Consider the following 25,430-nt stretch of genomic DNA (forward strand, 5'->3'; position numbering starts at 1 on the left):
TTAATGACTCACGATGACGCAACACCGCTGGCGCAAGAGAGCAGCACGCTTCCGACGACCAGCGGCCCTCTGAGAACCATTCAGGTGGGCGCGACCCGCTACACGCTCCTGGGCACTGCCCACGTCTCTGCCGAGAGCGCAGACGACGTTCGTCGGCTGATCGACAGCGGCCACTTCGATGCGGTGGCCATCGAACTCTGCGATGCCCGCCACCACAGCATGGACAACCCCGACGCCATGGGTGAGCAGGACCTGTTTCAGGTGTTCAAACAGGGCAAAGCGGGGATGGTCGCGGCAAGCCTCGCGCTGGGCGCGTTTCAGCAGCGAATTGCCGAGCAGTCCGGCATTCAGCCGGGAGCCGAAATGCGTGCGGCGGTGGAAGAGTGCCGTACCCGCAACCTGCCGCTGCTGCTGGTCGATAGGGATGTGGGCATTACCCTGAAACGGATTTACCGCAATGTCCCCTGGTGGCAGCGCTTCTCGCTGTTTTCAGGGCTGATTGGTAGCGTGCTCTCCCGTCAGGATGTCTCCAAAGAGGACATCGAAAAGCTCAAAGAGGGTGACATGCTAGAGGCCACCTTCAGCGAGTTTGCTGCCGAGTCCGAAGCGCTCTACTCTCCGCTGATCCGTGAGCGTGATCGCTACATGGCGCTGCGTTTGGCGGAGGAAGCGCCGCCTGGGCGCTACCAGAACGTGCTGGTGGTATTGGGCGCCGGACACTTGAAAGGCACGGGCGAGCACTTGGAAACACCGCTGCCGGAAAACCCCACGGTGGAGCGGGAGTCTCTCGAAGCCACACCGCCCCCTTCCAAACTGTGGAAAGCCGCCCCCTGGCTGATTACGGCGCTCGTCATTACCGGTTTCGTGGTGGGCTTTTCACGCAATACCGATCTGGGCTGGCAGCTGGTCATCGAGTGGTTTTTGATCAACGGGATTCTATCCGGCGGGGCCACCATTGCCGCTCTCGCCCACCCGGTGACGGTCATCGCGACCTTCTTTGCCGCGCCGCTCACTTCCCTCAACCCGACGATTGGCGCAGGCTTTGTGGCAGCGGGAGTCGAACTCTACATGCGCAAGCCCAAAGTGCGCGACTTTTCGACCCTGCGCCACGATGTGACGCAGCTCAAGGGCTGGTGGAAAAACCGCGTCTCTCGCACCCTGCTGGTGTTCATTCTCGCCACGCTCGGCTCGGCGGTGGGCACCTGGGTCGCGGGCTTTAGAATCGCCGGCGCCTTGTTCGGCAGCGGTGCTGCGTGAGTACGATCAAACAAGCCCCCTGGCAGGCCGATGCACTGCTCCTGCTGGTCACGGTTGTGGCCGCTGGCGGCTGGATATTTTCCAAGGAGGCGCTTGCGGGCATGCCGCCGCTGCTGTTTATCGGCACGCGCTTCTTACTCGCCGGGCTGATATTGCTGGGATTCTCTTGGCCTGCTCTGCGACGTATGCCGATACGCCGAATACGCCGCGGCCTGCTGGTCGGCGTTTTGTTCAGCGCCGCCATCGCGTTTTGGGTGCTCGGGCTGCACTACTCCGACCACCTGGGAGAAAGCGCCTTCATCAACAGCTTGGGCATTCTGCTGGTGCCCGTGGTAGCCCGGCTACTGTTTGGCGACCGCCCACCGCGCAGCACCTGGATCGCGCTGCCCATCGCATTGCTCGGCTTTGCCCTGCTCTCGCTCAATGCGGGGTTTCGAGTGGAAGCCAGCCAGCTACTCATGGTGTGCGCCGCGCTCTGTTTTGCACTGCTGATCAACGTCAATACCCGGGTGGTGCGTAACGTTCCCGCACTACCTCTCACCACGCTACAACTCATCTCAGTGGGCGTGGTGCTGACCAGCCTATCACTGGTAGTGGAACACCAGCCGCTGGCACTGAGTCCGTCGATTCTCGGCTGGTTAATGGCCAGCGTGCTGCTGGCCAGCTCGCTGCGCTTCTTTCTGCAGATCAAGGCGCAGGGCATGACGACCCCCAGCCATGCGGCGGTGATTCTCATGCTGGAAGCCGTTTGGACCGCGCTGTTTGCCGCCTGGTGGTTTGGCGAAACCATGACCTCGCTGCAGCTTCTGGGCTGCAGCCTGATTTTCGCCGCGCTGCTGATCAACCGCTGGTACTGGGTGCGCAAAGTCCTGTTACGCTGGTTGCCGGGCCAAACCCCTTAACGCTCTTACTGTTGTCTGTCTAGCAGCCGCTGCATCGCAGCGGTGGGCTCTTCGATCTTGCGATAGTAGCGGCTTTCCGCATAGCTATCGTTGAACACGTCAAAGTAGTCATCCAGCACGCTCGCCGCTGTTTCATCGCCACTTTGGCGTAGTAGCTCGATGGCCACCTCGGCGGTGCACAGATGCGCTTTCGAGGCGGGCTTGCGCAGCCGGTAGCGGGTTTCACGCTCGGTGCGCAGCGGCAGTACCGGCAGTACATCCAGGTAAGGGCTTTTGCGGAACATGCGCCGCGCCTGACGCCAAGTGCCATCTAAAATGATGAATACCGGTATGCGCGCCTGCTGCTTGGCGGCATGCACCGCGCCGATATCCACCACGCGGTCGGCGTAATCCGGCTGGTCGTCCGGGAAAATCACGAACGGCGCGTAGCGCGGGTCTGCCAGCAGCGCCGCCAGCGTGTCGTCCGGCGCGGTGCGATACCAGGTAAACACGCGGGTGTTAGTCAGCACGTCGCCAATCAAGCGCCCGGTGTTAGTCGGTTTGTAGTGTTCAATAGAGTGGGTCAGCAGCCACACCTGGGCGTCGCTCTCCGCCTTGACCTGATACGGACAGAGGCAGTTCAGCTCAGGCAAGTTGCAGCCTTCGCAGCGTTTGACGAAGCTGCCCCGCGCTTTGAATTCACGCCGAGGCGGGCGCGGATGCCCGGTGGCCGGGTCGCGGTCGGTCAATGCATCGTGCTCGGGGGGCAGCGAGGTCGCGTCAGGCATCTGCGCTCCAGTGGGTCGTCAAAGGGCGCAGAGTATAAAGCAGGCCATACATCCTGACGAATACTCCCTACAGTCAAGCACCATGGTAAACCAACATTATTCAAAAAGTTGACACCCTCAGCACAGCCCCGCTAGAGTCCTGTCAACTTTCAAAAGAATATAGGTTTACCCGTGACCGCTACCTCGACTACTTCTCACGCGGCGGATGCCGCGCCGCGCCACGACTGGACGCTTGACGAGATCAACGCGCTGTTTGCGCTGCCCTTTAACGACCTGCTGTTTCAAGCCCAGCAGGTGCATCGGGCGCATTTCGATGCCAACGCGGTGCAGGTCTCTACTCTACTGTCGATTAAAACCGGGGCCTGCCCGGAAGACTGCAAGTACTGCCCGCAATCGGGCCATTACAACACCCAGTTGGAAAAAGAGAAGTTGCTAGAAATCGAGAAGGTAGTGGCCCAGGCCCAAGCGGCCAAAGAGGCCGGTGCCAGCCGCTTCTGCATGGGGGCCGCGTGGCGCAGCCCGCGGGATAAAGATTTAGTGGTGGTGGAAGAGATGGTGCGCCAGGTGAAAGCGCTGGGGCTTGAGACCTGTATGACGCTGGGTATGGTCGACGGCGAGCAGGCCACCCGGCTGGCGGCGGCCGGGCTGGACTACTACAACCACAACCTCGATACCTCCCCAGATTACTACGGCGAAATCATCACCACCCGCACCTACAGCGACCGCTTAGAGACCCTAGCCACCGTGCGTGACGCCGGTATGAAAGTGTGCTCTGGCGGTATTTTGGGCATGGGCGAAGGCGCACAGGATCGCAGCGCGCTGCTGCAGCAGTTGGCTAAGCTCTCTCCACACCCCGAGTCCGTGCCTATCAACATGCTGGTCAAAGTGCCGGGAACGCCACTGGAGAACGTCGAGGATTTAGACCCGCTGGAATTCATCCGCGCCATTGCCGTGGCGCGCATCATGATGCCCCAAAGCCATGTGCGCCTCTCCGCAGGCCGCGAGCAGATGAGCGAACCCACCCAAGCGCTCGCCTTTCTGGCCGGAGCCAACTCCATCTTCTACGGCGACAAGCTGCTGACCACCGGCAACCCCCAGGCAGAGCGCGACCGTGCGCTGTTTGCCAAGCTGGGCCTGCACCCCGAGCGCCGCGATACCTGCGAAGACGATACACAGCGCGCCGAGCGGCTGGCCCAACAGGCGCAGCGTAACGCCCAGGCCGAACGCGCTGCGGCGCTGGCGGTGGATGCCAGTGTCTGAGGTGTGGCACCAGCGCTTAGCGGCAGCCCGCGATGAGCGCGAGCGCCAGCAGCGCTGGCGCAACCGCCGTGTCTCTGCCCACGGGGCACTCGACTTTGCAGGCAACGACTATCTGGGCCTTGCCCAAGACCCACGCGTACAGGCGGCTCAGGCGGAAGGCGCGAAACGCTTTGGCGCCGGGGCCGGCGCGTCGCATTTGGTCAGCGGGCATCTGGGCATTCACGATGCCTTGGAAGAGGCACTGGCGGAGTGGACCGGACGGGAGCGGGCGCTGCTATTTTCCACGGGCTATATGGCGAACCTAGGCGTGCTGCAGGCGCTAGCGGATCCCCACACCGCGATATTTCAGGACCGGCTTAATCACGCCTCGCTACTTGACGGTGGCGCGCTGAGCGGCGCCCGCTCGCGGCGCTACCACCACCGCGATGGCCACGACTTACAGCGTTTACTTGCGCGCAGCACGGCCACTCACAAGCTGGTGGTGAGCGACGGCGTGTTCAGTATGGATGGCGATATCGCTGACGTCGGAGAACTTGCCCACATCAGCCAGCAGCACGGCGCTTGGCTGATGATCGACGATGCCCACGGGCTCGGTGTGCTCGGAGAAAACGGCGCGGGCTGCGTGGAGGGATTTGATAGCCAAGCCGTGCCGATCTTGGTCGGCACCTTGGGCAAAGCGCTGGGCACCGCAGGCGCATTTGTGGCGGGCGACGCCGCGCTCATCGAGCACCTGATCCAGTTTTCCCGCAGCTATGTGTACACCACCGCCCAACCGCCCGCGATTGCCGCCGCCACGCTAGAAGCACTCACCATTGTCCAGCGGGAGCCGGAGCACCGCCAACGGCTCGCTCGCCATATTGACTACTTCCGCCAGCAAGCCATCGCCTTGGAGCTGCCCCTCGGACACTCCCACACGCCGATTCAACCGCTGCTGCTGGGCAGTGAGCAGCGCACCCTGGCCTGGGCGGCCACGTTCGATGAGCACGCTATCCAGGTAGGGGCGATTCGACCACCCACGGTGCCCAACGGCGAGTCGCGGCTGCGCATCACGTTAAGCGCCCGCCATACGCAACGGGATATTGACCGGCTCTTGGAAGTCGCCGCCGCCTGCCTAAACGAGGAGCAGCGATGAAGCTCATCCTACTCTCGGGCTGGGGCGTCGACCGCCGTATATGGCAGACGCTTTCGGAGTACTGGCCCGGCAATGTCGAACCCAGCGCAGTGGAGTGGCCCGGCTACGGCGAATCTCCAGCGCTACCTACCCCCACGAGCATTGACGCGCTCGCCGAGCGTATGGCACCCAAGCTACCCAGCGATGCCGTCTGGGTGAGCTGGTCGCTGGGTGGGCTGCTGGCCACGGCGCTGCTCAATCATCTGCCGCCGCCCAAGGCCCTGTTGCTACTGGGCGCAGGCAGCCGTTTTTGCAGTGACGGGGAAAATGGCGGTGTGACGAGCCAGGAGCTTACCAGCTTTCAGCGAGCCTTCCGCCGTGACCCCGTTGCCACGTGGCGGCACTTTCTGCGCTGGCAGGCCCAAGGTGAACCTAATGCCCGCGAGGCCCACCGCCAGCTACGAGCACAGTTAGGTGAGACTCCCCACGCCGATACCGACACGCTCGCGCAAGGGCTCATGTGGCTAGAGACGCTGGATAACCGGGCACTGCTTGCCACCCCTCCCTGCCCTATCCGCCGATTGGCAGGCGCCCACGACCCGCTGCTACCAAGCAGCACGCGCCAGCAAGCGCTTCGACTGGAAGCCGCAGGGCACTGCCCCATGCTCTCCCAGCCCGCCCAGCTGGCGGCACGGCTGGCCGAGCAGGCCACGCGGGCGCTACAGGAGCCGCGATGAACACACCGGTCACCTCGCTGCCACTGCTCCGCTGGCAGGAGCGTGTTGCTCGGGCTTTTTCACGGGCGGCACCACGCTACGATGCTCTCGCCAGCGCCCAGCGCGACATTGGCGAAACGCTCTGGCAAACGCTACCGGAGAGCGCCCAGCATGTGCTCGACCTTGGCTGCGGCACCGGCTACTGGACCCAGCGGCTGGCGAGCCACTACCCAAACGCCACCACCACCGGGCTCGACCTGGCGCCGGGTATGCTCGCCCACGCCCAAGCGCAGTATGGCGATGCCATACGCTGGCAACAGGGAGATGCCGCCGCGCTGCCGCTGGACGACGCAAGCGTGGATCTCGTGTTCTCTAACCTAGCGATTCAGTGGTGCCCGGATATCGGCGCGGTGCTGCGGGAGTTGGCGCGGGTGCTCGCCCCCAGCGGGCAGGCGCGCATCACCACGCTGCTGCCCGGCACGCTGAGCGAAGTTGCCACCGCTTGGCAGCGGCCCGAGGCGCTGCTGCAAACGCCGGATGCCAGCGCCGTACAGCGGGCGATTCAGCAAAGCGGCCTGCGCCTCATTCAGCACGCCTGCGCGCAGCGGCGTTTTTTCTACCCCGACCTGAACGCCGTAATGGCCTCTATCAAAGGCGTGGGTGCCCAAGTGGCCAGACCCAACGCTCGGCTGACCCGCCAAGCGCTTACCACCGCCCAGGCCCGCTATGAATCGCTACGCACGCCGCAGGGGCTGCCGGTGAGCTACCACTGCCTGACGCTACAACTGGAAAGTGCGATATGAATAACAGCTATTTCGTCACCGGTACCGACACCGACGCGGGCAAAACCCTGGCCACTAGCGCGCTGCTTTGCGCCGCCCGCCAGCGCCAGCTCACCACGCTAGGGTTAAAGCCCATCGCCTCTGGCAGCGAAGCCACGCCCAGCGGCCTGCGCAACCACGACGCCCTGGCGCTACAGGCGCAAAGCTTTCCGCCGGTGGAGTACCCAACGATCAACCCCTGGGCCTTTGCTCCCGCTATTGCGCCGCATCTCGCCGCTCTGGAAGCAGGTGCCATGCTTAACGTGGCAAGCGTTACTCAGGCGCTCAGCGACACGTTAACCGACACGCCACGGGATCTGACGCTAATCGAAGGCGCAGGCGGCTGGCGGGTGCCGCTGAACGAGGAGGAGGACTTTTCCGACCTGCCCCGCGCGCTCGGGCTGCCGGTGATTATGGTGGTTGGGCTGAAACTGGGCTGCCTGAACCATGCAAGGCTCACCGCTGAGGCCATCGCCGCCGATGGCTTAACGCTGGCGGGCTGGGTAGGCAGCGTGGTGGACCCCGCCTTTGCCGTCGATAGCCCACGCTTCGGGGCCAATGTGGCGCTGATAAAACGCGCCCTTCCCGCTCCCTGCTTAGGGATCATTCCCCACTTGGCCACCGCAGATGCGCCCAACGCGCAGCGCTACCTCTCCCTTGATGCACTGCTCCCCCTCGCCACCCAGGAGGCGACGCCATGAACTCCCCCGTTTGGCACCCCTATGCCCATCTCAAAACCCAAACGCCTGCGCCCAAGGTGGTCGGCGGCAGCGGCAGCTACTTTACGCTAGACAGCGGCGAGCGCCTGCTGGATGCCACCTGCTCCTGGTGGTGCATGATTCACGGCTACGGCCATCCGCGCCTCGTCGCCGCCATCCGCGAGCAGGCCGGGGAGCTTTGCCATGTGATGCTGGGCGGCCTGACCCACGACCCCGCCGATCAGCTGGCAAGGGCGCTGGTGCGCATTACCCCGCCGGGGCTGAACCATGTGTTCTTCTCCGATAGCGGCTCGGTGGGTATGGAAGTGGCCATGAAGATGGCACTTCAATTCCAGGTGCTGAGCGGCCACCCCGGCAAGCGCAAAATGCTCTCGCTCATGAAGGCGTACCACGGCGACACCACCGGCTGCATGGCGGTGTGCGACCCCGAAGAGGGCATGCACAGCCTGTTCGCCAGCCTGCTGCCTCAGCACCACTTTGCCCCAGCCCCCATGGCCCCCTTCGACGCGACGCCTGAGCAGGTTGAGCGGGACCTCGCCGCGCTGCGGGAGGTGCTAGCGCGCCACCACCATGAGATTGCTGCGCTCCTAATGGAGCCGCTGCTGCAAGCGGCGGGCGGGTTGAACATGACCTCGCCGGACTACCTGCGCGGCGCGCGAGCGCTGTGCGATGAGTTTGGCGTGCTGCTGATTTTTGATGAAGTCGCCACCGGCTTTGGCCGCACCGGCAAGCTGTTTGCCGCCGACCACGCGGGCGTCACGCCAGACATCATGGTGCTCTCCAAAGGGCTGACCGGCGGCTACTTGGGCCATGCGGCCACGCTGGCTACTGACCGGGTTCACGGGGCATTTATTGGAGACAGCGAGCACCACGCTTTCATGCACGGCCCCACCTTTATGGGCAACCCCCTGGCCTGCCGCGTGGCGCTGGAGAGCCTGAAGGTGTTCGAAGAGGAGCACTACCTGGAGAAAATTGCCGCGCTCAGTCAAACGTTACAGCGAGAGCTACTGGAAGACGTAGCGCTGCGCGCACATCCGGCCGTAGCGGACGTGCGCGTATTAGGCGCAACGGCGGTGATCGAAACCCACAGCAGCGAGGCGCTGAAGGGCGTTGCCGCGTTTGCCCGAGCGCGGGGCGTGTGGCTGCGCCCCATTGGCCGCTGGCTTTACACCATGCCCGCCTATATCGCGACGGACGCCGAGCTCACCCAGATTACCGGGGTGATGAAAGCGTGGTTTTTAGAGCAGCGTCATCCAACGTTATGAACAGGTCAGGTGAGGACGTAGAGAGCGATCCTGCCGCTTAAGGCAGTATCAAATTCCCCTGCTTACGCCACTGGTTAACCAGCGCTGGCACACCTTCCCCCGCCGTGGTATTGATCGCCAGCACGCCGGGGGGGCTAAGCTCATCGGCGTCGGGGTCCACCAGCGCACAAGGGGTGTCGTAATCGATATAAGTGAGCAGCGATGCGGCGGGCATCACCGCCAGCGAGGTGCCGACCACAAGCAGGAAATCCGCCTGGCTCACTAGCTCGCAGGCCTCTTCGAACAGCGGCACCGCCTCGCCAAACCACACCACGTCGGGGCGCAGCTGGCTGCCCTTATCGCACACATCACCCAGGGCAATCCCCCCCTTTAACAGCGGGTAGCGCAGCCGCGCATCCACCGATGAGCGCGCCTTTAAAATCTCACCGTGCAGGTGCAGCACGTGGCGCGAGCCTGCACGTTCGTGCAGGTCATCAATATTCTGGGTAATCACGCTGACCTTAAAGCCATCCTGCTCCAGCGCCGCCAGCGCTTTATGGGCGGCATTGGGCTTTGCACGACGAATCTGCTCACGGCGCTGGTTATAGAACGCCAGCACTCGCTCCGGGTCTTGCCGCCACCCTTGCGGCGTGGCGACCTCTTCCACCGGGTGATCCTCCCAGAGGCCATCGCTGGCGCGGAAGGTTTGAATGCCGCTCTCCGCGCTGATTCCCGAGCCGGTAAAAACCACCAAGTGCGGGGCTGAAGTCATGCTGTCCTCGGCTTACGTCGTCCAGTAAATGCCTAATGTACCAGTTGGCCCACGGTGCCCGCGAACCGCTGCTTGTTGCGATACGGGTAAACGTCAATCACTCGCCCATCCAGAATCGCCCTCTGTAGTGCCAGCCAGTAGTCCGGGTCGAACAGCTCCGGGTGCTGCTCTGTGAACAGTGCGCGCAGTTCCGGGTTGGCAAACATAAACGGGCCAAACTCTTCGGGGAAGATATCGTTGGGGCCAATGGAAAGGCTGGCCCCGCCATCCATGTAGCTGTCGTACCCCTGGGATTTGGGAATATGGCGGAAGCGACACTCGGTGAGATAGCTCACCTCGTCGTAGTCGTAGAAAATCACCCGCCCGTGGCGAGTGACGCCAAAATTCTTCAGCAGCATATCGCCAGGGAAAATATTCGCCGCCGCCATCTGCTTGATGGCGTTGCCGTAATCTTTTAGCACCATGACTCGTTCATCGGCGCTGCACTGCTCCAGGTAAATATTCAGCGGCGTCATCATTCGCTCGGTGTAGCAGTGCTTGATAATCACTTTGTCCTCTTTCAGCGACACCGTGGAGGGCGCGACCTCTAGCAGGTGGGCCAAACACTCCGGCTCGAAGTGGTCCTGGCGGACGATAAAGTTGGAGAACTCCTGGGTATCGGCCATCCGCCCCACCCGGTCGTGGCGTTTTACCAGCCGATACTTCTCCCGCACGATGGCGTGGGTGACCTCTTTGGCGGGGTCGAACTTATCCTTGATGATCTTGAACACGGTGCGGAAGCTCGGCAGCACAAACACCGCCATCACCATGCCCCGCACCCCCGGCGCGATCATGAACCGCTCTTCACGTTTAGCCACCTGCTGGTTCAGCGCGCGGAAAAATTCGGTTTTGCCGTGTTTGAAAAAGCCAATGGCGGCGTACAGCTCACCCTCGGGCTTGTGGGGCATGAGCTGCTTTAGGTAACCGACGAACTCCCCCGGCACCGGCACCTCTACCTGGAAATAGGCGCGGGTGAACGAGAAGATGATCGACACTTCATCGGTTTCGGTGAGGACCGTATCCAAATGCAGGCAGGGGTCGCCGCCCTGCTGCTCGCCGTACCCCTCGCCATGCAGAACAGGCAGCACCAGCGGCACCTGCTCGCCGCCGCCTAACATACGCCCGACCAGATACGCGCCTTTATTGCGGTAAAACACGCTGTTGAGTAGCTCCACCTGGGCATCCTCCGCCTGCCAAATCGCGGCAGGGAGCTGGGCTTCCAGCAGGCTAGCGCCGAGCTGGCTATCGCGTTCCAAACTGGCAAAGGAGGACTCAAACGGGGCTTCACTCAGCGCCCAAGCGAGTGCCCCCGCCCAGTCGCTGTTGACGTAATGCCTGCGGCACAGCTCGATGCCCGAACGGTGCGCGGCATCCTCCCGGGAGCTGTACACAAACATCCAGTCGTTGCGGATATGGCGATGCTGAAACACCGAGCAGAACAGCGAATTAAAGAAGGTTTCCGCCAGCTCGTAATCCAACCGCTGGCTGATCAATTGAGCGTAGTGCCCTCGTGCTTCCCGCCACGTCTCACAGTGGGCCAGCACCTCCTGGGCAAAGGTGCGCTGCAATCGGTCGAGCGTCTCCTCGACCTTTTCACCGTACAGGTTGATCCGCGCGGCGGAGGCTTGCTGCGCTTCACGCCAGGCGGCGTCGTGAAAACGGCGGCTGGCATCTGAGGTGATCTGCTTGAAACGCGCACGGTACTCATCGAAACCGTGCAGCACAGTGGCCGCTAGGCGATACGCGGGAGAGTGTTTCATCACGCTGGCTCACGTCGAAAGAGGGCTTCCCAGATTCTGTGAACGGCACACTACATACGAGACGACCTTAGTCCTGTAACTGTCAGCCCTGTCAGTGTCAGCCCTTTGAATAAGGCGCAATGGAGGCTATCTCCAGGCGAAACGGCCCGGCAGTGCGGTCGGCAATCAAGAAACCGAGCTGGTGAATAGAATCCGGGGCGAGAGGCGGCGCGCTGGAAAGCAGCGTGCCCCGGCGCACCGCCTCGAACTGTGCCCAGGTGAATTGATGCGTTTCCCACTGGTGAGCTGTAGGCGTGAAGGCGACGCGATAGGCGCTTGCTTCGTCCAGCGCGCTGCTTTTGAGCCGTAGCTGATAGGTGCGACCATCGCCGCGCACGCGAAGCACAATTCCTTGGCCATGGGCCAGGGTCGGCTCGAAGCCGTCAGGCTCACGGCGCACCGAGGCAAAGCCACCGCCGTTTTCCAGCGATACCTCGCCACAAAAGCAGCCAGCGCCCGCTTCCACGCAAAAGCCGCTTTGAGACACGCCGCCCATCACGCCATCGTCCACGGCGTACCAGCGCCGCTGCTCTGCCTCGGCCATGTTCGATTCGGTAAAGTTCAACATCCTTCAAGCTCCTCCTTGCCTGCCAATAACAACGCCTCTGAGCGAAAGCCCAGAGGCGCACTGCCGTGGTTCAGACTAGGCGATCTGCCGCGGTGATTACAATTTCGCGGAGGCGGCCTTCGGTGCGACAGGGTCGATATCCTCAGGTGCTGCGGTGACCAGCGCGAACTCCTCTTCTGCGGTTTTCGCGACTAAATGGTTTTTACTGTAGAGGAAGTAGTAAGCCGCTCCGGCAATGAACAGCACGATGGTGTAGTTGAAGGCGCGAGGGTCAAACGCGTAGACACCGGTCAACGCGACGAGCGAGAGCACCAGCGCGATGCCGGAGGTCACCACGCCTCCCGGCGTTTTATAGGGGCGCGGCAGGTCGGGCTGTTTCACGCGCAGCAGAATATGGCTAAGCGCCATCAGCGCATAAGAGATAGTGGCACCGACGACCGCCATGCCTAACATCAGATCGCCTTCCCCGCTCAGCGATGCGAGAAAGCCCAAAATACCGGGCACAATCAGCGCTAAGTAAGGCACTTTACGCTCGCTGGTGAACGACAGCGGTTTAGGTAAATAACCCGCCCGAGAGAGCGCGAATACCAGGCGGCTATAGCCATAAATAATCGAGAAGAACGACGCGATCAAACCCGCTAAGCCCAGCACGTTGACCAGGGTCGCCAGCGTGGGATTACCCGCCGCATTCAGCGCATCTACCAGCGGCACGCCGCTTTGGCCAATCATCTCAGCGCCCGCCGCACCGGCCAGCAGCACGACTACGAGCAGGGCGGTGAAGAGCAAAAACAGCATCGCACCAATGATGCCTTTGGGCATATCCCGGGCGGGGTCTTTCGCCTCTTCGGCTGCTAGCGGCACACCTTCAACGGCCAGGAACAGCCACATACCAAAAGGCAGCGCCGCCCAAATACCGTACCAGCCGAATGGCATAAAGGTGCTCGCCCCCGCCGCATCGGTGGGGGCAATATCAAACAGGTTGGCCGAATCGAAATCGCCAATCAGCGCCACAGCGGTGGCCAAAATGGCAAAGACCGCCAAACCGCTAATCACCATCATCACTTTCAGCGCTTCCCCCACACCCGCTAGGTGAATGCCGATAAACACCGCATAAAACAGCAGATACACCAGCGGCCCGTTAACGCCTAATAACGCTTCCACCGCCGAGCCAATAAAAATCACGATGGCCGCCGGGGCCAGCGCGTACTCGATCAATACCGCAAGCCCGGTCAAATAGCCGCCCGCAGGCCCCATGGCTTGGCGGGCAAAGCTGTAGCCGCCCCCTGCCGCGGGAATGGCGGCGGACATTTCTGCCAGCGCCAGCACTAGCGCGAGGTACATCAGCGCCATCAAACAGGCGGCAATCGCAAAGCCGCCCCAGCCCGCTTCGGCAATGCCAAAGTTCCAGCCCGCAAAGTCACCGGAAATCACGTAGGAAACCCCAAGGCCCGCGAGCAGCATCCAGCCTGCCGTACCTTTACGCAGCTGGCGCTTGGCCAGATACGCCTGATCAACCGTTGGTTGTGTCATCGTTTTGCCCTTTTCAGTGTGGAACGCAATGGGTGTCAGCGGCGTGCTGTGATCCTGGTTCCGTCTTGTTATTGGGAGAGTCGTCAGCGGTGTTATTGAAAATGTCGTTAGCGTTGTTGTTGGAAGCGTCGTCCGCGTTTTGCGCGTGGTGATCGTCAATCAGCCACAAGGAAATTCCGAGTTGAACCGCTGCCGCCCTCCAAGACGCTGTCTTCGCTGCGGTCTTTTAGCTTCACGCCGGAGAGCTTGCGCTCCCGCGCCTCGGTTAACAGCAGCAGCAAACGCCGGGCCGCCTCTTCATACGCAAGCCCGGCTGGCCGCACGTTGGAGATACAGTTACGTCGGTCATCTTTTAAACCCACTTCGGGGCCCCAGGTCATGTACAGCCCCAAACTATCTGGGGAGCTAAGGCCAGGGCGCTCGCCAACCATGACGAGCACTGCATCTGCGTTGAGCAGCGCGCCTACTTCGTCTCCAATTGCCACGCGCCCTTGTTCCACCAGTGTCAGCGGTGCGAGCTGCCATTCGTTCTTGTCGCGCCCGAGTGCGTCATACAGCGCGGTAAGAAACGGGACGCTGTTTTGCTGCACCGCCAGCGCCGAGAGGCCATCGACGATCACTACCGCCAGATCGAACCGTTGGCCGCTCTCTGCCGCCTGCTGCAGCGTCTGCCGGGATGCCTCGTTGAGGCGTCTGCCGTAGTCGGGCCGCTGCAGGTACATCGCGCGGTCGTCTGCACGGCTGTGTACCGCAAGCGGTGCGGTGCTCAAGCCAAGCGCCTGGGTCAGCTCATCGGCGAGCACCTCACACTCCAGCGGGCAGTGAACCGCATCTTGGGCCTGGGCATGGGCGAGTTGAAACGCGAGCAGCTGTTTGGTGGGCAAGCTCACTCCCGCGCGCCCCAGACCAATGCGCGCGTCGGTAAAGGCGCGCAGGCGCTCCCAGGGGTTTTCAATGACGATCGGCGCAGTGGTTTCCTGAGTGGGTTGCTTAGGCATTTCAGTCGCTCCCCTTCGGCAAATGGCGCAGGCTGTTGGCAAAGGCGGCGGGCAGCTGGTCGTTAAGACGATGGGTGCTCACATCTTGGAAGATCTGCATCTTGGCCAGCCACTGCTCGAACTCTGGCGCGGCTTTTAGCCCCAGCACCCGACGGGCATAGAGCGCATCGTGAAACGACGTGGTTTGATAATTGAGCATGATGTCGTCAGAGCCGGGGATGCCCATCACGAAGTTGCAGCCCGCCACACTCAGCAGCGTCAGCAGGTTGTCCATATCGTTTTGATCGGCGTTGGCGTGGTTGGTGTAGCACACGTCGCACCCCATCGGCACACCTAAAAGCTTGCCGCAGAAGTGATCCTCAAGGCCGGCACGGGTGATCTCTTTACCGTCGTAGAGGTACTCGGGGCCAATAAACCCCACCACCGTGTTGACCAGCAGCGGATTGAACTTGCGTGCCACGGCGTAGGCCCGGGCTTCGCAGGTTTGCTGATCGAGCCCGTGGTGGGCGTCGGCGGAGAGCGAGCTGCCTTGGCCGGTTTCAAAATACATCACGTTGCGACCCACGGTGCCTCGGTTCAACGTTTGTGCAGCGGCTTCGGCTTCCGCCAGGGTGCTCAAATCAAACCCAAAGCTGCGGTTGGTGGCTTCGGTGCCGCCAATGGACTGAAACACCAGATCCACCGGTGCGCCCTGTTCGATGGCTTCTAGCGTATTGGTCACGTGGGTCAGCACGCAGGATTGCGTAGGGATCTCGTATTTCTGGATCACGTCGTCCATCAGGCGCATTAGCTTAATGCTCTGAGCGACGTTATCGGTAGCCGGGTTGATACCGATCACCGCATCGCCGCTGCCATACAGCAGGCCATCGAGAATACTGGCCGCGATGCCGGTGACGTCATCGGTGGGGTGGTTGGGCTGTAAGCGGGTCGAAAGCCGCCCCGGCAGCCCAATGGTATTGCGAAATGCCGTGGTCACTTGGCACTTTTTGGCCACCAGCATGAGGTCCTGGTTGCGCATCAGCTTACTCACCGCCGCGGCCATTTCCGGCGTAATGCCGGGCCGGGCAGCGGCCAGCGCTTCACTGGTGGCGTGGTCCGAAAGCAGCCAGTTGCGAAAATCGCCTACGGTCAGGTGCTTCAACGGCGCAAACGCCTCTGCATCGTGGTCGTCGATAATCAGACGGGTGATTTCGTCCTGCTCGTAGGGGATCAGCGCCTCGTTCAAAAAGGTGGTAAGCGGCAGCTCCGCCAGCACCATTTGGGCGACGACCCGCTCTTCTGCCGATTCTGCCATCACCCCGGCAAGGCGGTCGCCCGAGCGCGGCGGCGTGGCTTTGGCCATCAGTTCGGCGAGCCCGCTAAAGCGATAGCGGCGGCTCCCCACCGTGGTGTGATAGGTCTGCGCCATGGGCCTTCCCTTCTCTTACCTGTTCGATACTCAAGGCGCGGTATGCGCGTTGAGGAACAAAACTTGCTTGTTCTCACAATAGCGCTATCACTTAACGGGGAGTATCGAGTTTTGGCAAAACACACCAAGGCTATAAAAACCAATAAGAAACAGCGGGTTAATAACGACAACAAGGCGTGGACGCGGTTGATTCACGCTGTCAGGAGCTGGTGATGACCTTGACGCCTACCCAAAGCGCACCAAAAAAGTGCATTCAAGAAGCGTTTGATGCCGATGAGCATGCGCAAAACCTCACCCGCTGGCAGCAGCAGTATGATCAGCTGACCCCAGGGCGGTTTTATGGGCGGCTGGATGAAATTGCGTTGCCTGCCATTCAGGTCTTCAAAGAGCACACCGGCCAAGCGCTGCGTCAGGATTGCCGGGTGTGGGAGGACTCTTTGTGGTTGGGCATTCCAACCCGACCAGCGGGCTCGCGTATCAATGGGCAGCCGCTCGACGCGCAGCAAGTGATGTGCCGCCCCGGCGGGCGCGATTTCGAATTGGTGACCCCGGAAGCCTTCGATATTTACGGGCTGGTGATACGTCTGCCAGTACTACATGCCGCCGCCGAACGCCAGGGCATCACGCTGGATGAGCAGTGGATGACCGCGCCCCGCCGACATGTGAACCCTGCCACGCTGCGCGCCCTACTGTTTCTATTGGAGCGGCTGTTAGGCCAACAGCAGGGAGCCATTGCTGAAAAGCTGCATCAGGATATTCTTTTAACCGGCCTGCTAGAGCTTTTAGATGCCCAACAGCCCAGTGGCGAGCTGCCTCCCAGCTACGCGCATCGCAAAGCCGTGGTCGACCGGGTCAAGCAGTACGTCGACGCGCATGTAGACGCCCCCATCACCATGGACGCGCTGTGTGAACTGACCCATGTGAGCCGACGCACGCTACAAAATAGCTTTACGACGATTTTAGGCATTAGCCCATTGCAGTTTTTGAGGCTGACGCGCCTTAACCGAGTGCGGCGCGCCCTGCGCGCCGCTGAACCGCCACAAACAGTGACCGAGATTGCAACGTATTGGGGATTTTGGCATTTAGGACAATTCGCCCACGACTATAAACAGCAGTTTGGTGAGTGCCCTTCGCAAACACTACAGGGGCCAGCCTAGCATCGCCGTTTATCTTATATATGAGAATGGATGCATTGACGACACTGTTTACCTTCTTAAAAAAGGGCTGCTGAGACAGCAGCCCCATAAGCCCGTTATACCTTGTGAAATATAACACCATAGTCATTCGGGTCGACGACGCCCTCTAGTCGACCAATTTGCGAAAAGTCGCCTTGCTCTAAAACACTATCGATATTGGTATCCATAAAGGCCAAGTTTTTAACGACATTGACTTTGATCGGCATACCTTTACCGTCGATATCAATGATCCACGCCAAAAAACCACCGGAAAATTTTGCAAGGCTTCCAATAGGGTAAAGCCCATAGCACTGAATATACTCGACCAAGGTCGCTTTATCATAACATTGTGGTGCCTCACTAATTAAGCGATACGCATTTAACGGTGTCAGCGGCCTAACGCCATTTCTCCCATACATCAACTTGCTCACCGCTTTAATGATAGACACTACAAGCACATTATCTGATATCTGTGACCCTTTAAGATTGAAAGGGTATCCCGTTCCATCCAATAACTCGTTGGCATGCAACATAATATCTTCACAGGTGGCACTTGGCTTCCAGCCGAGCGACAGCAGCTTACTCCTTAGGGTCACCACATGCTGCTTTAGGATCTCTTTATGTCGAGGCGACATGTTCGCTTTCAGCGTGGGCAGCTCTTCACTGACCAGCAACGGTTTGCCCATGGTATGTAACAGGGCGCCCACCACAGCCTCTCTGACGTGTATGGAATGAGGGTCCCTAATCAACAGGATATCGGCCATTTGTACTGCGACTCGGACAGCCTGCCGAACCCAGTCAGGCTCGTTGTGTAAAAACGCAAGCGCATACAAAAGCGCTTTCCTATCTTGTCTCAACAAATAGAGGATGGCGTCGGCGCAATCGTAGATCACCTTTTCAGGAAAGTGATCGCGGCTTTTTATATACATCAAAGAGTATTGAAGCTGGTGAGCCAGCTCCAAGACGCCTCTCTGCATTGGTGACTGCCTCAGGCGCTTTTTTTGTTCCTTTTCTTCACGCTGTATTGCCGCTTTTTCGACTGCGCCAGGTATAAATAAGGGAGAGTGGCCAACTACGCGATCGTTGCTACCCGAGCGGTAAGCGGCTTCTCGCTCTGCCTCATTCACGATATAAAAAAGCTCTTCTGTCTGATGAGGCTCTAAATTGACATATTCGATTCCGAGTGCTGCATATCCGTGGTTACCAAAAGGACGCATATGTCTGATGACTCCTTCGGAAAAGAAACTGGCACCATTCGGAAACTCAATGGTGACGCCAGGAAGCTGCTGACCGACGGTAATGGGGACGGTGTCTTCAATCGCGACATCTACCAAGCATCCCCCCACGGATATATTGCGTAGACTTCCCGCCACGATCAATCCATCCAGATACACCTCGACGCTCACTTTTGCCCGCATACCCAGTATGAAAGGAATACGAACGGCGCCTCGTTGCTCTAGCAAAAACACTGAGCTAGGCAGTTGACACTCTAATCGATATGTCGAGCTGTCTACTTTGACGGCCTTTGTAGGAATGTTACTAACACTATGAATATCACGCGTTAGCGCTGAGTTTTTTACTGAGCCATCTAGCGGATTTAGCGTTTCAATATCAAAACTAACTTTTCCATCTCGGACATAACTATTAAAACTTTCTCCGTGACACTCCACCTCGATAACTAAGAGGCCGGTCTCGACATTAAGATCGATGATATTCGCTTGTAAAGCATACGGCATGTCTTTCGCATATACACAAATCTCATACTGATGCTTAAGAAACGATTGTACAACATGAGCTGTTGGGTTTTGCACAGGAGCGGAAGCAGGCATAGAACCACCATTTAAGTATTTTTAATTATAATGCAGCAACCTACCACTACATTTTAATACTTAGGTGGCTAAGTGCATGTTTTATTTTGTAAACTTAAAAAGAATGTGAACAAACGTTAAATATTAAACGTATTGATCGACAATGGGGCAGGCGAGTGCTAATCACTGGTCAAAGAAAACATCACAAAAAGAATCATTTTCAAACTTCTATACGAGCCACTTATTCGCAAAATGGTCAGCGGTTAAAGGTCGGTCATAAAAGTAGCCTTGGGCTTGGGTACAGCCCATCGCGATGAGGGCCTCACACTGCTCCTTCGACTCGATGCCTTCAGCGATCGTCTGTAAGCCTAGCGCGTTGGCCATCGCAATGATCGTTCTCACGATAGCGCGATCATTTTCGCTGGTGAGCATGTCGCGTACGAATGAAATGTCGATCTTGATCTTGTCCGCAGCAAAGCGTTTCAAATACGCCAAGGAGGAATAACCGGTACCGAAATCGTCAATCGACAACCCCATCCCATGGCTTTTGAGCACTTCCGTGATGGCAATGGCATCGTCGGGATGCGTCATGATGCCGCTTTCGGTAATCTCGATACTCAACGCCTGAGGAGAGATGCCATGCGCTTGGCAACTCGCGAGGAGCGTCGTCACCAAATCGCTATCTTCGAACTGATCGGCGGCGATGTTAATGGCTAGCTGCCCTCGAAGCTCGACACCCTGGCGCTGCCAATCGGCTAACTGGCGGCAGGCTTGATCGATGACACAGTTCCCTAACGCCGCAATCATGCCTCGCTCTTCGGCAATGGCGATAAACTGCACAGGAGAGACCTCTCCCAGCTCTTCATCCCACCAACGACACAACGCCTCTGCCCCAATGAGTTGGCCACTGCGCATATCGACTTGCGGCTGAAAATGGAGGTAGAGCGACTGATGAGCAATCGCCATCGCTAGGCGCTTGGCAATATGCAGCTGCTGAGCGACGGCATGGCCCATCCAGTGTTCAAAGGTGCGCATCGTGAGTTTCTGACGCTTCGCTTGGTACATGGCAATATCAGCATGCTTCAGTAGCGCCTGAGCCGACTGGCCATGGTCGGGATATAGCGAGATCCCCACGCTGACGGACAGTTCGGACGAGTGCTGCTCTATCAACATCGGTTGATGCAGGCTGGCACAGAGGATGTCGGCCGTTTGCATGGCGCTAACATCGTCGTGAACTCCCCGGCAGATCACCACGAACTCGTCACCGCCCAGACGGGCTAAATAGTCGTCAGCAGGCAGCACGCTGCGAAAACGCTGCGCGACCTCTTTGAGCACCAAGTCGCCTACATCGTGGCCCGCGGTGTCGTTGATCTCTTTGAAGTGGTTGAGATCCAGTAGCAGCAATGCAAAAGGGGTTGGCGGATGATCATTGACGCACTCTTCAAGACACTGCATGAAGTCCGTACGGTTGGGTAACTGCGTCCCAGCATCACGAAAGGCCAGTTGACGAATACGCGCTTCATCCCGTTGGCGGCCCAGCTCGGATGCCGCTCTTGCCGCAAATATTTGCAGTACCGTGCTCACGATTTGGGTCTCGAAGAGCGGTGCCTTGAACATCACCCCAATAATTCCGATGGGGCGACCTTTGGCGTCGTCTAGCCGTCGGCCAACGTAGGCATTCACCCATGCCAGAGCACCGTTGGACTCTACTGGAAGGCGAATGCCGGCGTTTTCATGCACGATACACTCACGCTGGGTCAAAACGTCCTGGCAAGGCACTCCTGCTAGATGGTAACTAAACGCGGACTGGCGAACGCCGTTGACATAAAGCGCCAAGACATTGGCGATGTTGGGATCTTGCTCGTCTAGCGTGGCGATAAAGCCAACATCAGCGGCTAGCGCGTTGGCCATATGGTCTGTCAGCTGCGTCAAGAACGCTTCGCCGTGCTGTGCGGAAACGGCTGTGGCTACTTGCGTGACGGCATGCTGGATACGCTGTTCGGCCTTACGATGACGAAGACTGTCGATACCAAAGGCAATGTCATCGGCCAACTCGCTCAATAAACGTACCTCGGCAGCGGTCATGGGCGCATCGTCGCTCTGGTAAAGGGTGATGACACCGAGTAACTGCCCCCGGTAAATCAGCGGTAGCGCCACCAACACGGCGACCTCCAAGGCCACTAGCGTGGTATCACTGCCCGAGGCATTGGGATCGCATTGCGGTCTATACACCACAGGGGCACGGCGCGATATTGCTTGGCGGATGATATCGCGGCTATAGCCCGCTACGAGCAGTTGCTTGGGGCTCAACCAACCGAGAACGTCGGCCTCTCTATCCGCACAGGCTTGTAACACCCCCTCAGGGTTCTCCATCCCCGGCACGATGTGATGCACCCAAGCGGCCGTGTACCCTCCGACGTCCACCAGCACGCGACAAGCGGATTGAAGCAGCGATGTTTCATCACTGGCATGAAAGCGCGCGTCGTTACCTCTGCTCAACAGCCGCAGCGCCCGCTGTTTGCAGGCGATTTGCTGATCGGCCTGCTGTCCGACGAGCTGACGGGACAGCTCGACGCCTGCCAGCGAGGCAATGATGCGCATGACCTCATTGGCGTAGTTAGGCAGCTGCAGCGGACGCGAATGCATGAGCACGAGAATACCGTGACAGTGTCCCGAGGCATCGGCCATGGGCACCCCGAGATAGCTTTCCACGGACAGCGCGGCCAAACGAGCATCGTCAGGAAAGCAGGCACGTGCCTGAGAAGTGATGTGGAAGCAGGTGCGCTCCTTAACTCGCTCACACGGGGTGCCAGAAAGTGTATAGGGCGCGGCGTCGACGAATTCACCTTCCGACCACATGGCCAACGGCGTCGCAGTACCGCTACGATCGATACTGGCGACCAAAGCATGGTCGGCACTGAGCAAATGCGCCAAGGTGTGGGCTAAATGGTGAAAGAACCCGCCTTTATTGACGCGGGACAATCCTTCGGCGAGCTGTTGGAAAATTTCTGGTGCCGTCGTAGGAGACATGATATTAAGCGCCTTCGGGTTTGATAGGTCAGCCACGTTGGCAAGCCAAATGCTTTGATCAAAGCCGAATTGACCGCTGTGTGATCATCCCTGAGTCATACAGTGATTGTATCTGCTGCATGTGAGCAGCCATCTTAAAAAGCATCGCCCGTCCTTGCTACCTATGCCCATTGATGCCATTTGAGCAGCGGCGCTTAAAAGGCATGTCTTTTTTATTGCTTAACGCATGATGCACAGCTCACGCTCTCTATCTTTCAAGCAAATGCTTTAAGCAATAACGCTTAAGGCCAATAACACACGGCCTTTAAATTTTAATGAACTTAACCATAAATTTATTTTAGATGATCGATTTAAATAGATTTAACTGCACTATTTATATGCTTTTTCCGCGCGCGGCCAAAAAAACAGTTTACGCCGCTCATTATCAACCTATCAGGGTGATATTCAACCTAAACAGTCCTTCATGTCAATAGGCCGTTCCCCAACCATTCAGGGCTATATGGAGGATCGTGTGAATAAAATCGAACAGAAACGGCTAGCTAGCAACATCGGCAGAGCCATTGCCAAACAGCGAATACGCAGCCAGTTGACCCAGGAAGAGGTGGCCGAACGCCTTGGGGTTGGCAATGAAGCCGTTTCTCGAATCGAGCGGGGGCGTGTCATTCCCAACATCGTCCGCTTATTAGAATTAGCCGAGATTTTCAATTGCGAAGCCGCCGAGCTTTTAGGTCAAGCAAGTGTTCATGTCGATGATCAAACACAGCGCATTAAAACGTTATTAGCCCCCCTAAAGCCGCATGATCGACAATTGATGCTAGAACTCATAGAAAGCTTGGCCACGCGTTTTCGACAAGATTCCTCCACCGAAGAGTAACCAACACGACTATCCCGACTCTTTTGAGCTATCACTGCCTAACGTATCCGCTCCCCCCAACGCGACTGGCGGGATTGCCAGCACCTTTGGTGCTTCTCTACGGTTCGTGCTATAGGTAGTGAGCGCTGCATTCAGCATGGCAGCCCCAACACTCGACGCCGTCCTGGTGCCCAGCTCACTCCCACCTTGCGAGGCCCTATGCTGAACACGACTTCCTGGAATCGTCTTCGCTACAGCGCCTACGCGCCTCTCTACGATGCGATCGTAGCGCCCGCGTTGCGCAGACCAAGACGTGTCGCGCTCAGCCATGTGGACTGGGAACCCGGTATGCGCGTTCTCTTGGTGGGAGCAGGGACGGGGCTGGACCTCCCCTTTTTGCCCCACGAGTTAGAAATACACCTGACCGATCTCACCCCTGCGATGGTCCGGCGCGCCAGCGCCAGGGCCGAGCGCTATCAGCGTGATGTGGCTTGTCATGTCATGGACGCCACCCAACTCGTCTATCCTGATGAACACTTCGATGTCGTCATCATGCACCTGATTTTGGCGGTCATGCCTCGCCCGGAGCAGGGTTTGGCAGAGGCCTATCGCGTACTGAAACCCGGCGGACAACTGTGCGTCATGGATAAATTCCAACCCGACACCCAACCTGCCGGGTGGGGGCGCCGCACGTTGAACGTATTCACTTCGATCATTGCGACCGATATCACGCGTCAAGCCAGCCCCATGATCCAACATGCTGGCTTTCGTATTCAGCGAGACGAGCCGGTACTCATGAACGGTCTGTTTCGTGCCCTGCTCGCCGTCAAATAGCGCTGTGTAATTGCTCATCGCTTGCAAAAACCTATACAATAAAATTAATGCGTATAGCTTACGTTGCACAACCCGTGGGGCACTGGGGTTTGCCTGCTCTCTATTCGAAAACGTCAATGATGAGGACGCGCCATGCCCAAAGCCGCCGTAAAGCGCTTTCGTCGCCTGCCAGAGGACGAACAGTCTCGCGTCATCGAAATGGCCTGGGAAGATCGCACGCCTTTTGAAGCGATCGAACGGCTATTTGGTTTAGGGGAACCCGATGTGATCGAGGTCATGCGCTACCAGATGACCCCAGGCTCATTCCGCCTATGGCGCAAGCGGGTCACGGGCCGCACTACCAAACATCAGTCGCTTCGCTCGCCCGATGTGATGCGAGGCTACTGCCCTACCCAGTACAAACGTTAACGCCACTGTCTTATTGTCCCACTCTCTCTTCTAATATCTTACTCACTAGGAAGGAACAGTGAGGCGAAGACTATTTTCAGCGCCCCAATAATGTTATATTATCACATAACATATACTATGAAAGGTCTTGGCAATGTCGTTGCTTTCCCCCTTACCCGTGACCGTGCTTTCCGGCTTTTTAGGTGCCGGTAAAACCACCGTGCTCAATCATATTCTGGCCAACCGTGAAGGCCGCCGAGTGGCAGTGATTGTGAACGACATGAGCGAGGTGAATATTGACGGTGCGCTGGTGCGTGCCGGACCCGGTGAACCAACGCTGGACAGCGATGTGGCATTGAACCGCTCTGAGGAGCGCTTGGTAGAAATGAGCAATGGCTGCATCTGCTGCACCCTTCGTGAAGACCTGTTGGTCGAGGTCAGCCAGCTAGCCCGTGAAGGCAAGTTTGATTACCTGGTGATCGAGTCGACCGGGATTTCTGAACCGCTGCCTGTCGCCGAAACGTTCACCTTTGAAGATGAGAGCGGACAGAGCCTTTCCCACGTTGCCCGGCTAGACACCCTGGTCACGGTGGTCGATGGTGCGAACTTCTTGGCCCAGTACCAAGAGGCGCAAAGCCTTGCCGAAGCAGGAGAGAGCTTAGGTGAAGATGACGAGCGCAATGTCGCTGACCTGCTGGTGGATCAAATCGAATTTTGCGATGTGCTACTGATCAGCAAGACCGACCTGATCAGCGAGAGCGAACTTGAGTCACTGAAAGCGATTCTACGCTCGCTCAATCCCGACGCAGACATCGTGCCCATCACCCAAGGTGGCGTGCCGCTAGAAAAAGTGCTGAATACAGGCAAGTTCAACTTTGAACACGCGCAGCAAGCGCCCGGCTGGCTGAAAGAGCTACGTGGCGAACACATCCCCGAAACCGAAGAGTACGGCATTGGCAGCTTCGCCTACCACGCTCGCCGCCCTTTTCACCCTCAAAAGTTTCACGACCTGTTAAACGCCGAATGGTTTGGCAAAGGCCTGCTGCGCTCCAAAGGTTTCTTCTGGCTGGCCACCCGCCCTCGCTATGCGGGCCAGTGGAGCCAGGCAGGTGGCATTGCCCATCACGGCCCGGCAGGCGTGTTTTGGAAAGCCATTCCTGAAGCCGACTGGCCAGAGGACCCAGAGTATCGCCAATTCATTATGGAGAAGTGGCAAGAGCCGTTTGGCGATATGCGCCAAGAGCTGGTATTTATCGGCCAAAACCTAGATGAGGCCAGAATGCGTGAAGCGCTGGACGGCTGCCTGCTCAGCGAGGCGGAGCTTTTGGAAGGTATGAAGGTATGGCAGCAACTGCCCGATCCATTCCCAGCCTGGGAGTGAATCGACTTCACTGTCTACTATTTGATACCGCATAAAAAAGAGAGGCCTAGG

The 25,430-nt window shown here is 58.7% G+C and carries 22 protein-coding genes; 13 read left to right on the forward strand and 9 right to left on the reverse strand.

The window, feature by feature from the left end; all coding sequences use genetic code 11:
• Positions 1–3 precede the first annotated feature (3 nt).
• Together NH398_RS14090 and NH398_RS14095 are read left to right on the forward strand one after the other, a co-directional pair.
• Positions 4–1,257: a TraB/GumN family protein gene (locus NH398_RS14090; protein WP_253019038.1), complete on the forward strand. Its 1,254-nt coding sequence runs from the start codon at positions 4–6 to the stop codon at positions 1,255–1,257.
• Complete coding sequence (locus tag NH398_RS14095; RefSeq protein WP_253019039.1) at positions 1,254–2,159, forward strand: DMT family transporter; 906 nt, start codon at positions 1,254–1,256, stop codon at positions 2,157–2,159. The genes NH398_RS14090 and NH398_RS14095 overlap by 4 nt, the downstream gene beginning before the upstream one ends.
• 5 nt (positions 2,160–2,164) lie before the next feature.
• On the opposite strand, the gene NH398_RS14100 is transcribed toward NH398_RS14095, so the two are convergent.
• Positions 2,165–2,926, reverse strand: a complete 762-nt coding sequence (locus NH398_RS14100) for a DTW domain-containing protein (protein WP_253019040.1) — start codon at positions 2,924–2,926, stop codon at positions 2,165–2,167.
• A 171-nt stretch (positions 2,927–3,097) separates the two neighbouring features.
• Between NH398_RS14100 and bioB the strand changes: the two genes are divergently transcribed.
• From bioB to bioA, 6 genes are read left to right on the forward strand one after another with little or no spacing between them, the layout of a single operon-like run.
• Positions 3,098–4,186 carry a biotin synthase BioB gene (gene bioB, locus NH398_RS14105; RefSeq protein WP_253019041.1) on the forward strand — a complete coding sequence of 363 codons (1,089 nt, stop codon included), beginning with the start codon at positions 3,098–3,100 and terminating at the stop codon, positions 4,184–4,186.
• Positions 4,173–5,318 (forward strand): 8-amino-7-oxononanoate synthase, encoded by a 1,146-nt coding sequence (gene bioF / locus NH398_RS14110; protein WP_253019042.1) that lies wholly within the window; start codon positions 4,173–4,175, stop codon positions 5,316–5,318. Before bioB ends, bioF begins: the two co-directional genes overlap by 14 nt.
• Positions 5,315–6,034: an alpha/beta fold hydrolase gene (locus NH398_RS14115; RefSeq protein WP_253019043.1), complete on the forward strand. Its 720-nt coding sequence runs from the start codon at positions 5,315–5,317 to the stop codon at positions 6,032–6,034. Before bioF ends, NH398_RS14115 begins: the two co-directional genes overlap by 4 nt.
• Complete coding sequence (locus NH398_RS14120; RefSeq protein WP_253019044.1) at positions 6,031–6,816, forward strand: methyltransferase domain-containing protein; 786 nt, start codon at positions 6,031–6,033, stop codon at positions 6,814–6,816. Before NH398_RS14115 ends, NH398_RS14120 begins: the two co-directional genes overlap by 4 nt.
• Positions 6,813–7,535, forward strand: a complete 723-nt coding sequence (gene bioD / locus NH398_RS14125; RefSeq protein WP_253019045.1) for a dethiobiotin synthase — start codon at positions 6,813–6,815, stop codon at positions 7,533–7,535. Before NH398_RS14120 ends, bioD begins: the two co-directional genes overlap by 4 nt.
• The gene (bioA, locus tag NH398_RS14130; RefSeq protein ID WP_253019046.1) at positions 7,532–8,818 is read left to right on the forward strand and encodes an adenosylmethionine--8-amino-7-oxononanoate transaminase; all 1,287 of its coding nucleotides are present in this window, start codon (positions 7,532–7,534) and stop codon (positions 8,816–8,818) included. The genes bioD and bioA overlap by 4 nt, the downstream gene beginning before the upstream one ends.
• 37 nt (positions 8,819–8,855) lie before the next feature.
• Here bioA and NH398_RS14135 read toward each other — a convergent pair whose 3' ends face one another.
• The 6 genes from NH398_RS14135 to NH398_RS14160 all read right to left on the reverse strand — a co-directional run bounded on the left by NH398_RS14135 (position 8,856) and on the right by NH398_RS14160 (position 15,911).
• On the reverse strand, positions 8,856–9,569 hold the full coding sequence (locus tag NH398_RS14135) for an NAD-dependent deacylase (protein WP_253019047.1): 714 nt from the start codon (positions 9,567–9,569) through the stop codon (positions 8,856–8,858).
• 32 nt (positions 9,570–9,601) lie between these two features.
• Entirely contained in the window at positions 9,602–11,368 is a 1,767-nt protein-coding gene (aceK, locus tag NH398_RS14140; protein ID WP_253019048.1) for a bifunctional isocitrate dehydrogenase kinase/phosphatase, read from the reverse strand.
• A gap of 97 nt (positions 11,369–11,465) precedes the next feature.
• Positions 11,466–11,975: a CIA30 family protein gene (locus NH398_RS14145; protein WP_253019049.1), complete on the reverse strand. Its 510-nt coding sequence runs from the start codon at positions 11,973–11,975 to the stop codon at positions 11,466–11,468.
• 96 nt (positions 11,976–12,071) lie between these two features.
• Positions 12,072–13,505 carry an ethanolamine permease gene (gene eat, locus NH398_RS14150; protein WP_253019050.1) on the reverse strand — a complete coding sequence of 478 codons (1,434 nt, stop codon included), beginning with the start codon at positions 13,503–13,505 and terminating at the stop codon, positions 12,072–12,074.
• Positions 13,506–13,660: 155 nt separating this feature from the next.
• Positions 13,661–14,503 carry an ethanolamine ammonia-lyase subunit EutC gene (eutC, locus tag NH398_RS14155; protein ID WP_253019051.1) on the reverse strand — a complete coding sequence of 281 codons (843 nt, stop codon included), beginning with the start codon at positions 14,501–14,503 and terminating at the stop codon, positions 13,661–13,663.
• A 1-nt stretch (position 14,504) separates the two neighbouring features.
• On the reverse strand, positions 14,505–15,911 hold the full coding sequence (locus tag NH398_RS14160) for an ethanolamine ammonia-lyase subunit EutB (protein ID WP_253019052.1): 1,407 nt from the start codon (positions 15,909–15,911) through the stop codon (positions 14,505–14,507).
• 212 nt (positions 15,912–16,123) lie between these two features.
• Between NH398_RS14160 and NH398_RS14165 the strand changes: the two genes are divergently transcribed.
• Positions 16,124–17,068: a helix-turn-helix domain-containing protein gene (locus NH398_RS14165; protein ID WP_159341151.1), complete on the forward strand. Its 945-nt coding sequence runs from the start codon at positions 16,124–16,126 to the stop codon at positions 17,066–17,068.
• A 95-nt stretch (positions 17,069–17,163) separates the two neighbouring features.
• Here NH398_RS14165 and NH398_RS14170 read toward each other — a convergent pair whose 3' ends face one another.
• Complete coding sequence (locus tag NH398_RS14170; RefSeq protein ID WP_253019053.1) at positions 17,164–18,915, reverse strand: PilZ domain-containing protein; 1,752 nt, start codon at positions 18,913–18,915, stop codon at positions 17,164–17,166.
• A 207-nt stretch (positions 18,916–19,122) separates the two neighbouring features.
• Positions 19,123–21,924, reverse strand: coding sequence for a GGDEF domain-containing protein (locus NH398_RS14175; RefSeq protein WP_253019054.1), 2,802 nt, complete (start codon positions 21,922–21,924; stop codon positions 19,123–19,125).
• 511 nt (positions 21,925–22,435) lie between these two features.
• On the opposite strand from NH398_RS14175, the gene NH398_RS14180 reads away from it, so the two are divergent.
• The 4 genes from NH398_RS14180 (at position 22,436) to zigA (ending at position 25,379) form a co-directional block, all read left to right on the forward strand.
• Entirely contained in the window at positions 22,436–22,798 is a 363-nt protein-coding gene (locus NH398_RS14180; RefSeq protein ID WP_167520870.1) for a helix-turn-helix transcriptional regulator, read from the forward strand.
• A gap of 198 nt (positions 22,799–22,996) precedes the next feature.
• Positions 22,997–23,611, forward strand: coding sequence for a class I SAM-dependent methyltransferase (locus NH398_RS14185; protein WP_159341147.1), 615 nt, complete (start codon positions 22,997–22,999; stop codon positions 23,609–23,611).
• Between the two features lie 132 nt (positions 23,612–23,743).
• The gene (locus tag NH398_RS14190; RefSeq protein WP_044630516.1) at positions 23,744–24,019 is read left to right on the forward strand and encodes a TIGR03643 family protein; all 276 of its coding nucleotides are present in this window, start codon (positions 23,744–23,746) and stop codon (positions 24,017–24,019) included.
• A gap of 133 nt (positions 24,020–24,152) precedes the next feature.
• Positions 24,153–25,379 carry a zinc metallochaperone GTPase ZigA gene (gene zigA / locus NH398_RS14195; RefSeq protein WP_253019055.1) on the forward strand — a complete coding sequence of 409 codons (1,227 nt, stop codon included), beginning with the start codon at positions 24,153–24,155 and terminating at the stop codon, positions 25,377–25,379.
• The last annotated feature ends 51 nt before the right edge of the window (positions 25,380–25,430 follow it).

This window comes from Halomonas sp. CnH100-B (assembly GCF_024124605.1).
Lineage (GTDB): Bacteria > Pseudomonadota > Gammaproteobacteria > Pseudomonadales > Halomonadaceae > Vreelandella.

Excerpts from the sequence above, each read along its gene's own strand:
- NH398_RS14115 (WP_253019043.1), top strand. The coding sequence starts at position 5,315 with ATGAAGCTCATCCTACTCTCGGGCTGGGGCGTCGACCGCCGTATATGG.
- zigA (WP_253019055.1), top strand. The coding sequence starts at position 24,153 with ATGTCGTTGCTTTCCCCCTTACCCGTGACCGTGCTTTCCGGCTTTTTA.
- NH398_RS14160 (WP_253019052.1), bottom strand. The coding sequence starts at position 15,911 with ATGGCGCAGACCTATCACACCACGGTGGGGAGCCGCCGCTATCGCTTT.
- bioD (WP_253019045.1), top strand. The coding sequence starts at position 6,813 with ATGAATAACAGCTATTTCGTCACCGGTACCGACACCGACGCGGGCAAA.
- NH398_RS14170 (WP_253019053.1), bottom strand. The coding sequence starts at position 18,915 with ATGCCTGCTTCCGCTCCTGTGCAAAACCCAACAGCTCATGTTGTACAA.
- NH398_RS14175 (WP_253019054.1), bottom strand. The coding sequence starts at position 21,924 with ATGTCTCCTACGACGGCACCAGAAATTTTCCAACAGCTCGCCGAAGGA.
- NH398_RS14135 (WP_253019047.1), bottom strand. The coding sequence starts at position 9,569 with ATGACTTCAGCCCCGCACTTGGTGGTTTTTACCGGCTCGGGAATCAGC.
- aceK (WP_253019048.1), bottom strand. The coding sequence starts at position 11,368 with ATGAAACACTCTCCCGCGTATCGCCTAGCGGCCACTGTGCTGCACGGT.
- NH398_RS14120 (WP_253019044.1), top strand. The coding sequence starts at position 6,031 with ATGAACACACCGGTCACCTCGCTGCCACTGCTCCGCTGGCAGGAGCGT.
- NH398_RS14165 (WP_159341151.1), top strand. The coding sequence starts at position 16,124 with ATGACCTTGACGCCTACCCAAAGCGCACCAAAAAAGTGCATTCAAGAA.
- bioF (WP_253019042.1), top strand. The coding sequence starts at position 4,173 with ATGCCAGTGTCTGAGGTGTGGCACCAGCGCTTAGCGGCAGCCCGCGAT.
- NH398_RS14185 (WP_159341147.1), top strand. The coding sequence starts at position 22,997 with ATGCTGAACACGACTTCCTGGAATCGTCTTCGCTACAGCGCCTACGCG.
- NH398_RS14090 (WP_253019038.1), top strand. The coding sequence starts at position 4 with ATGACTCACGATGACGCAACACCGCTGGCGCAAGAGAGCAGCACGCTT.
- eutC (WP_253019051.1), bottom strand. The coding sequence starts at position 14,503 with ATGCCTAAGCAACCCACTCAGGAAACCACTGCGCCGATCGTCATTGAA.
- NH398_RS14145 (WP_253019049.1), bottom strand. The coding sequence starts at position 11,975 with ATGTTGAACTTTACCGAATCGAACATGGCCGAGGCAGAGCAGCGGCGC.
- bioA (WP_253019046.1), top strand. The coding sequence starts at position 7,532 with ATGAACTCCCCCGTTTGGCACCCCTATGCCCATCTCAAAACCCAAACG.
- NH398_RS14190 (WP_044630516.1), top strand. The coding sequence starts at position 23,744 with ATGCCCAAAGCCGCCGTAAAGCGCTTTCGTCGCCTGCCAGAGGACGAA.
- NH398_RS14100 (WP_253019040.1), bottom strand. The coding sequence starts at position 2,926 with ATGCCTGACGCGACCTCGCTGCCCCCCGAGCACGATGCATTGACCGAC.
- eat (WP_253019050.1), bottom strand. The coding sequence starts at position 13,505 with ATGACACAACCAACGGTTGATCAGGCGTATCTGGCCAAGCGCCAGCTG.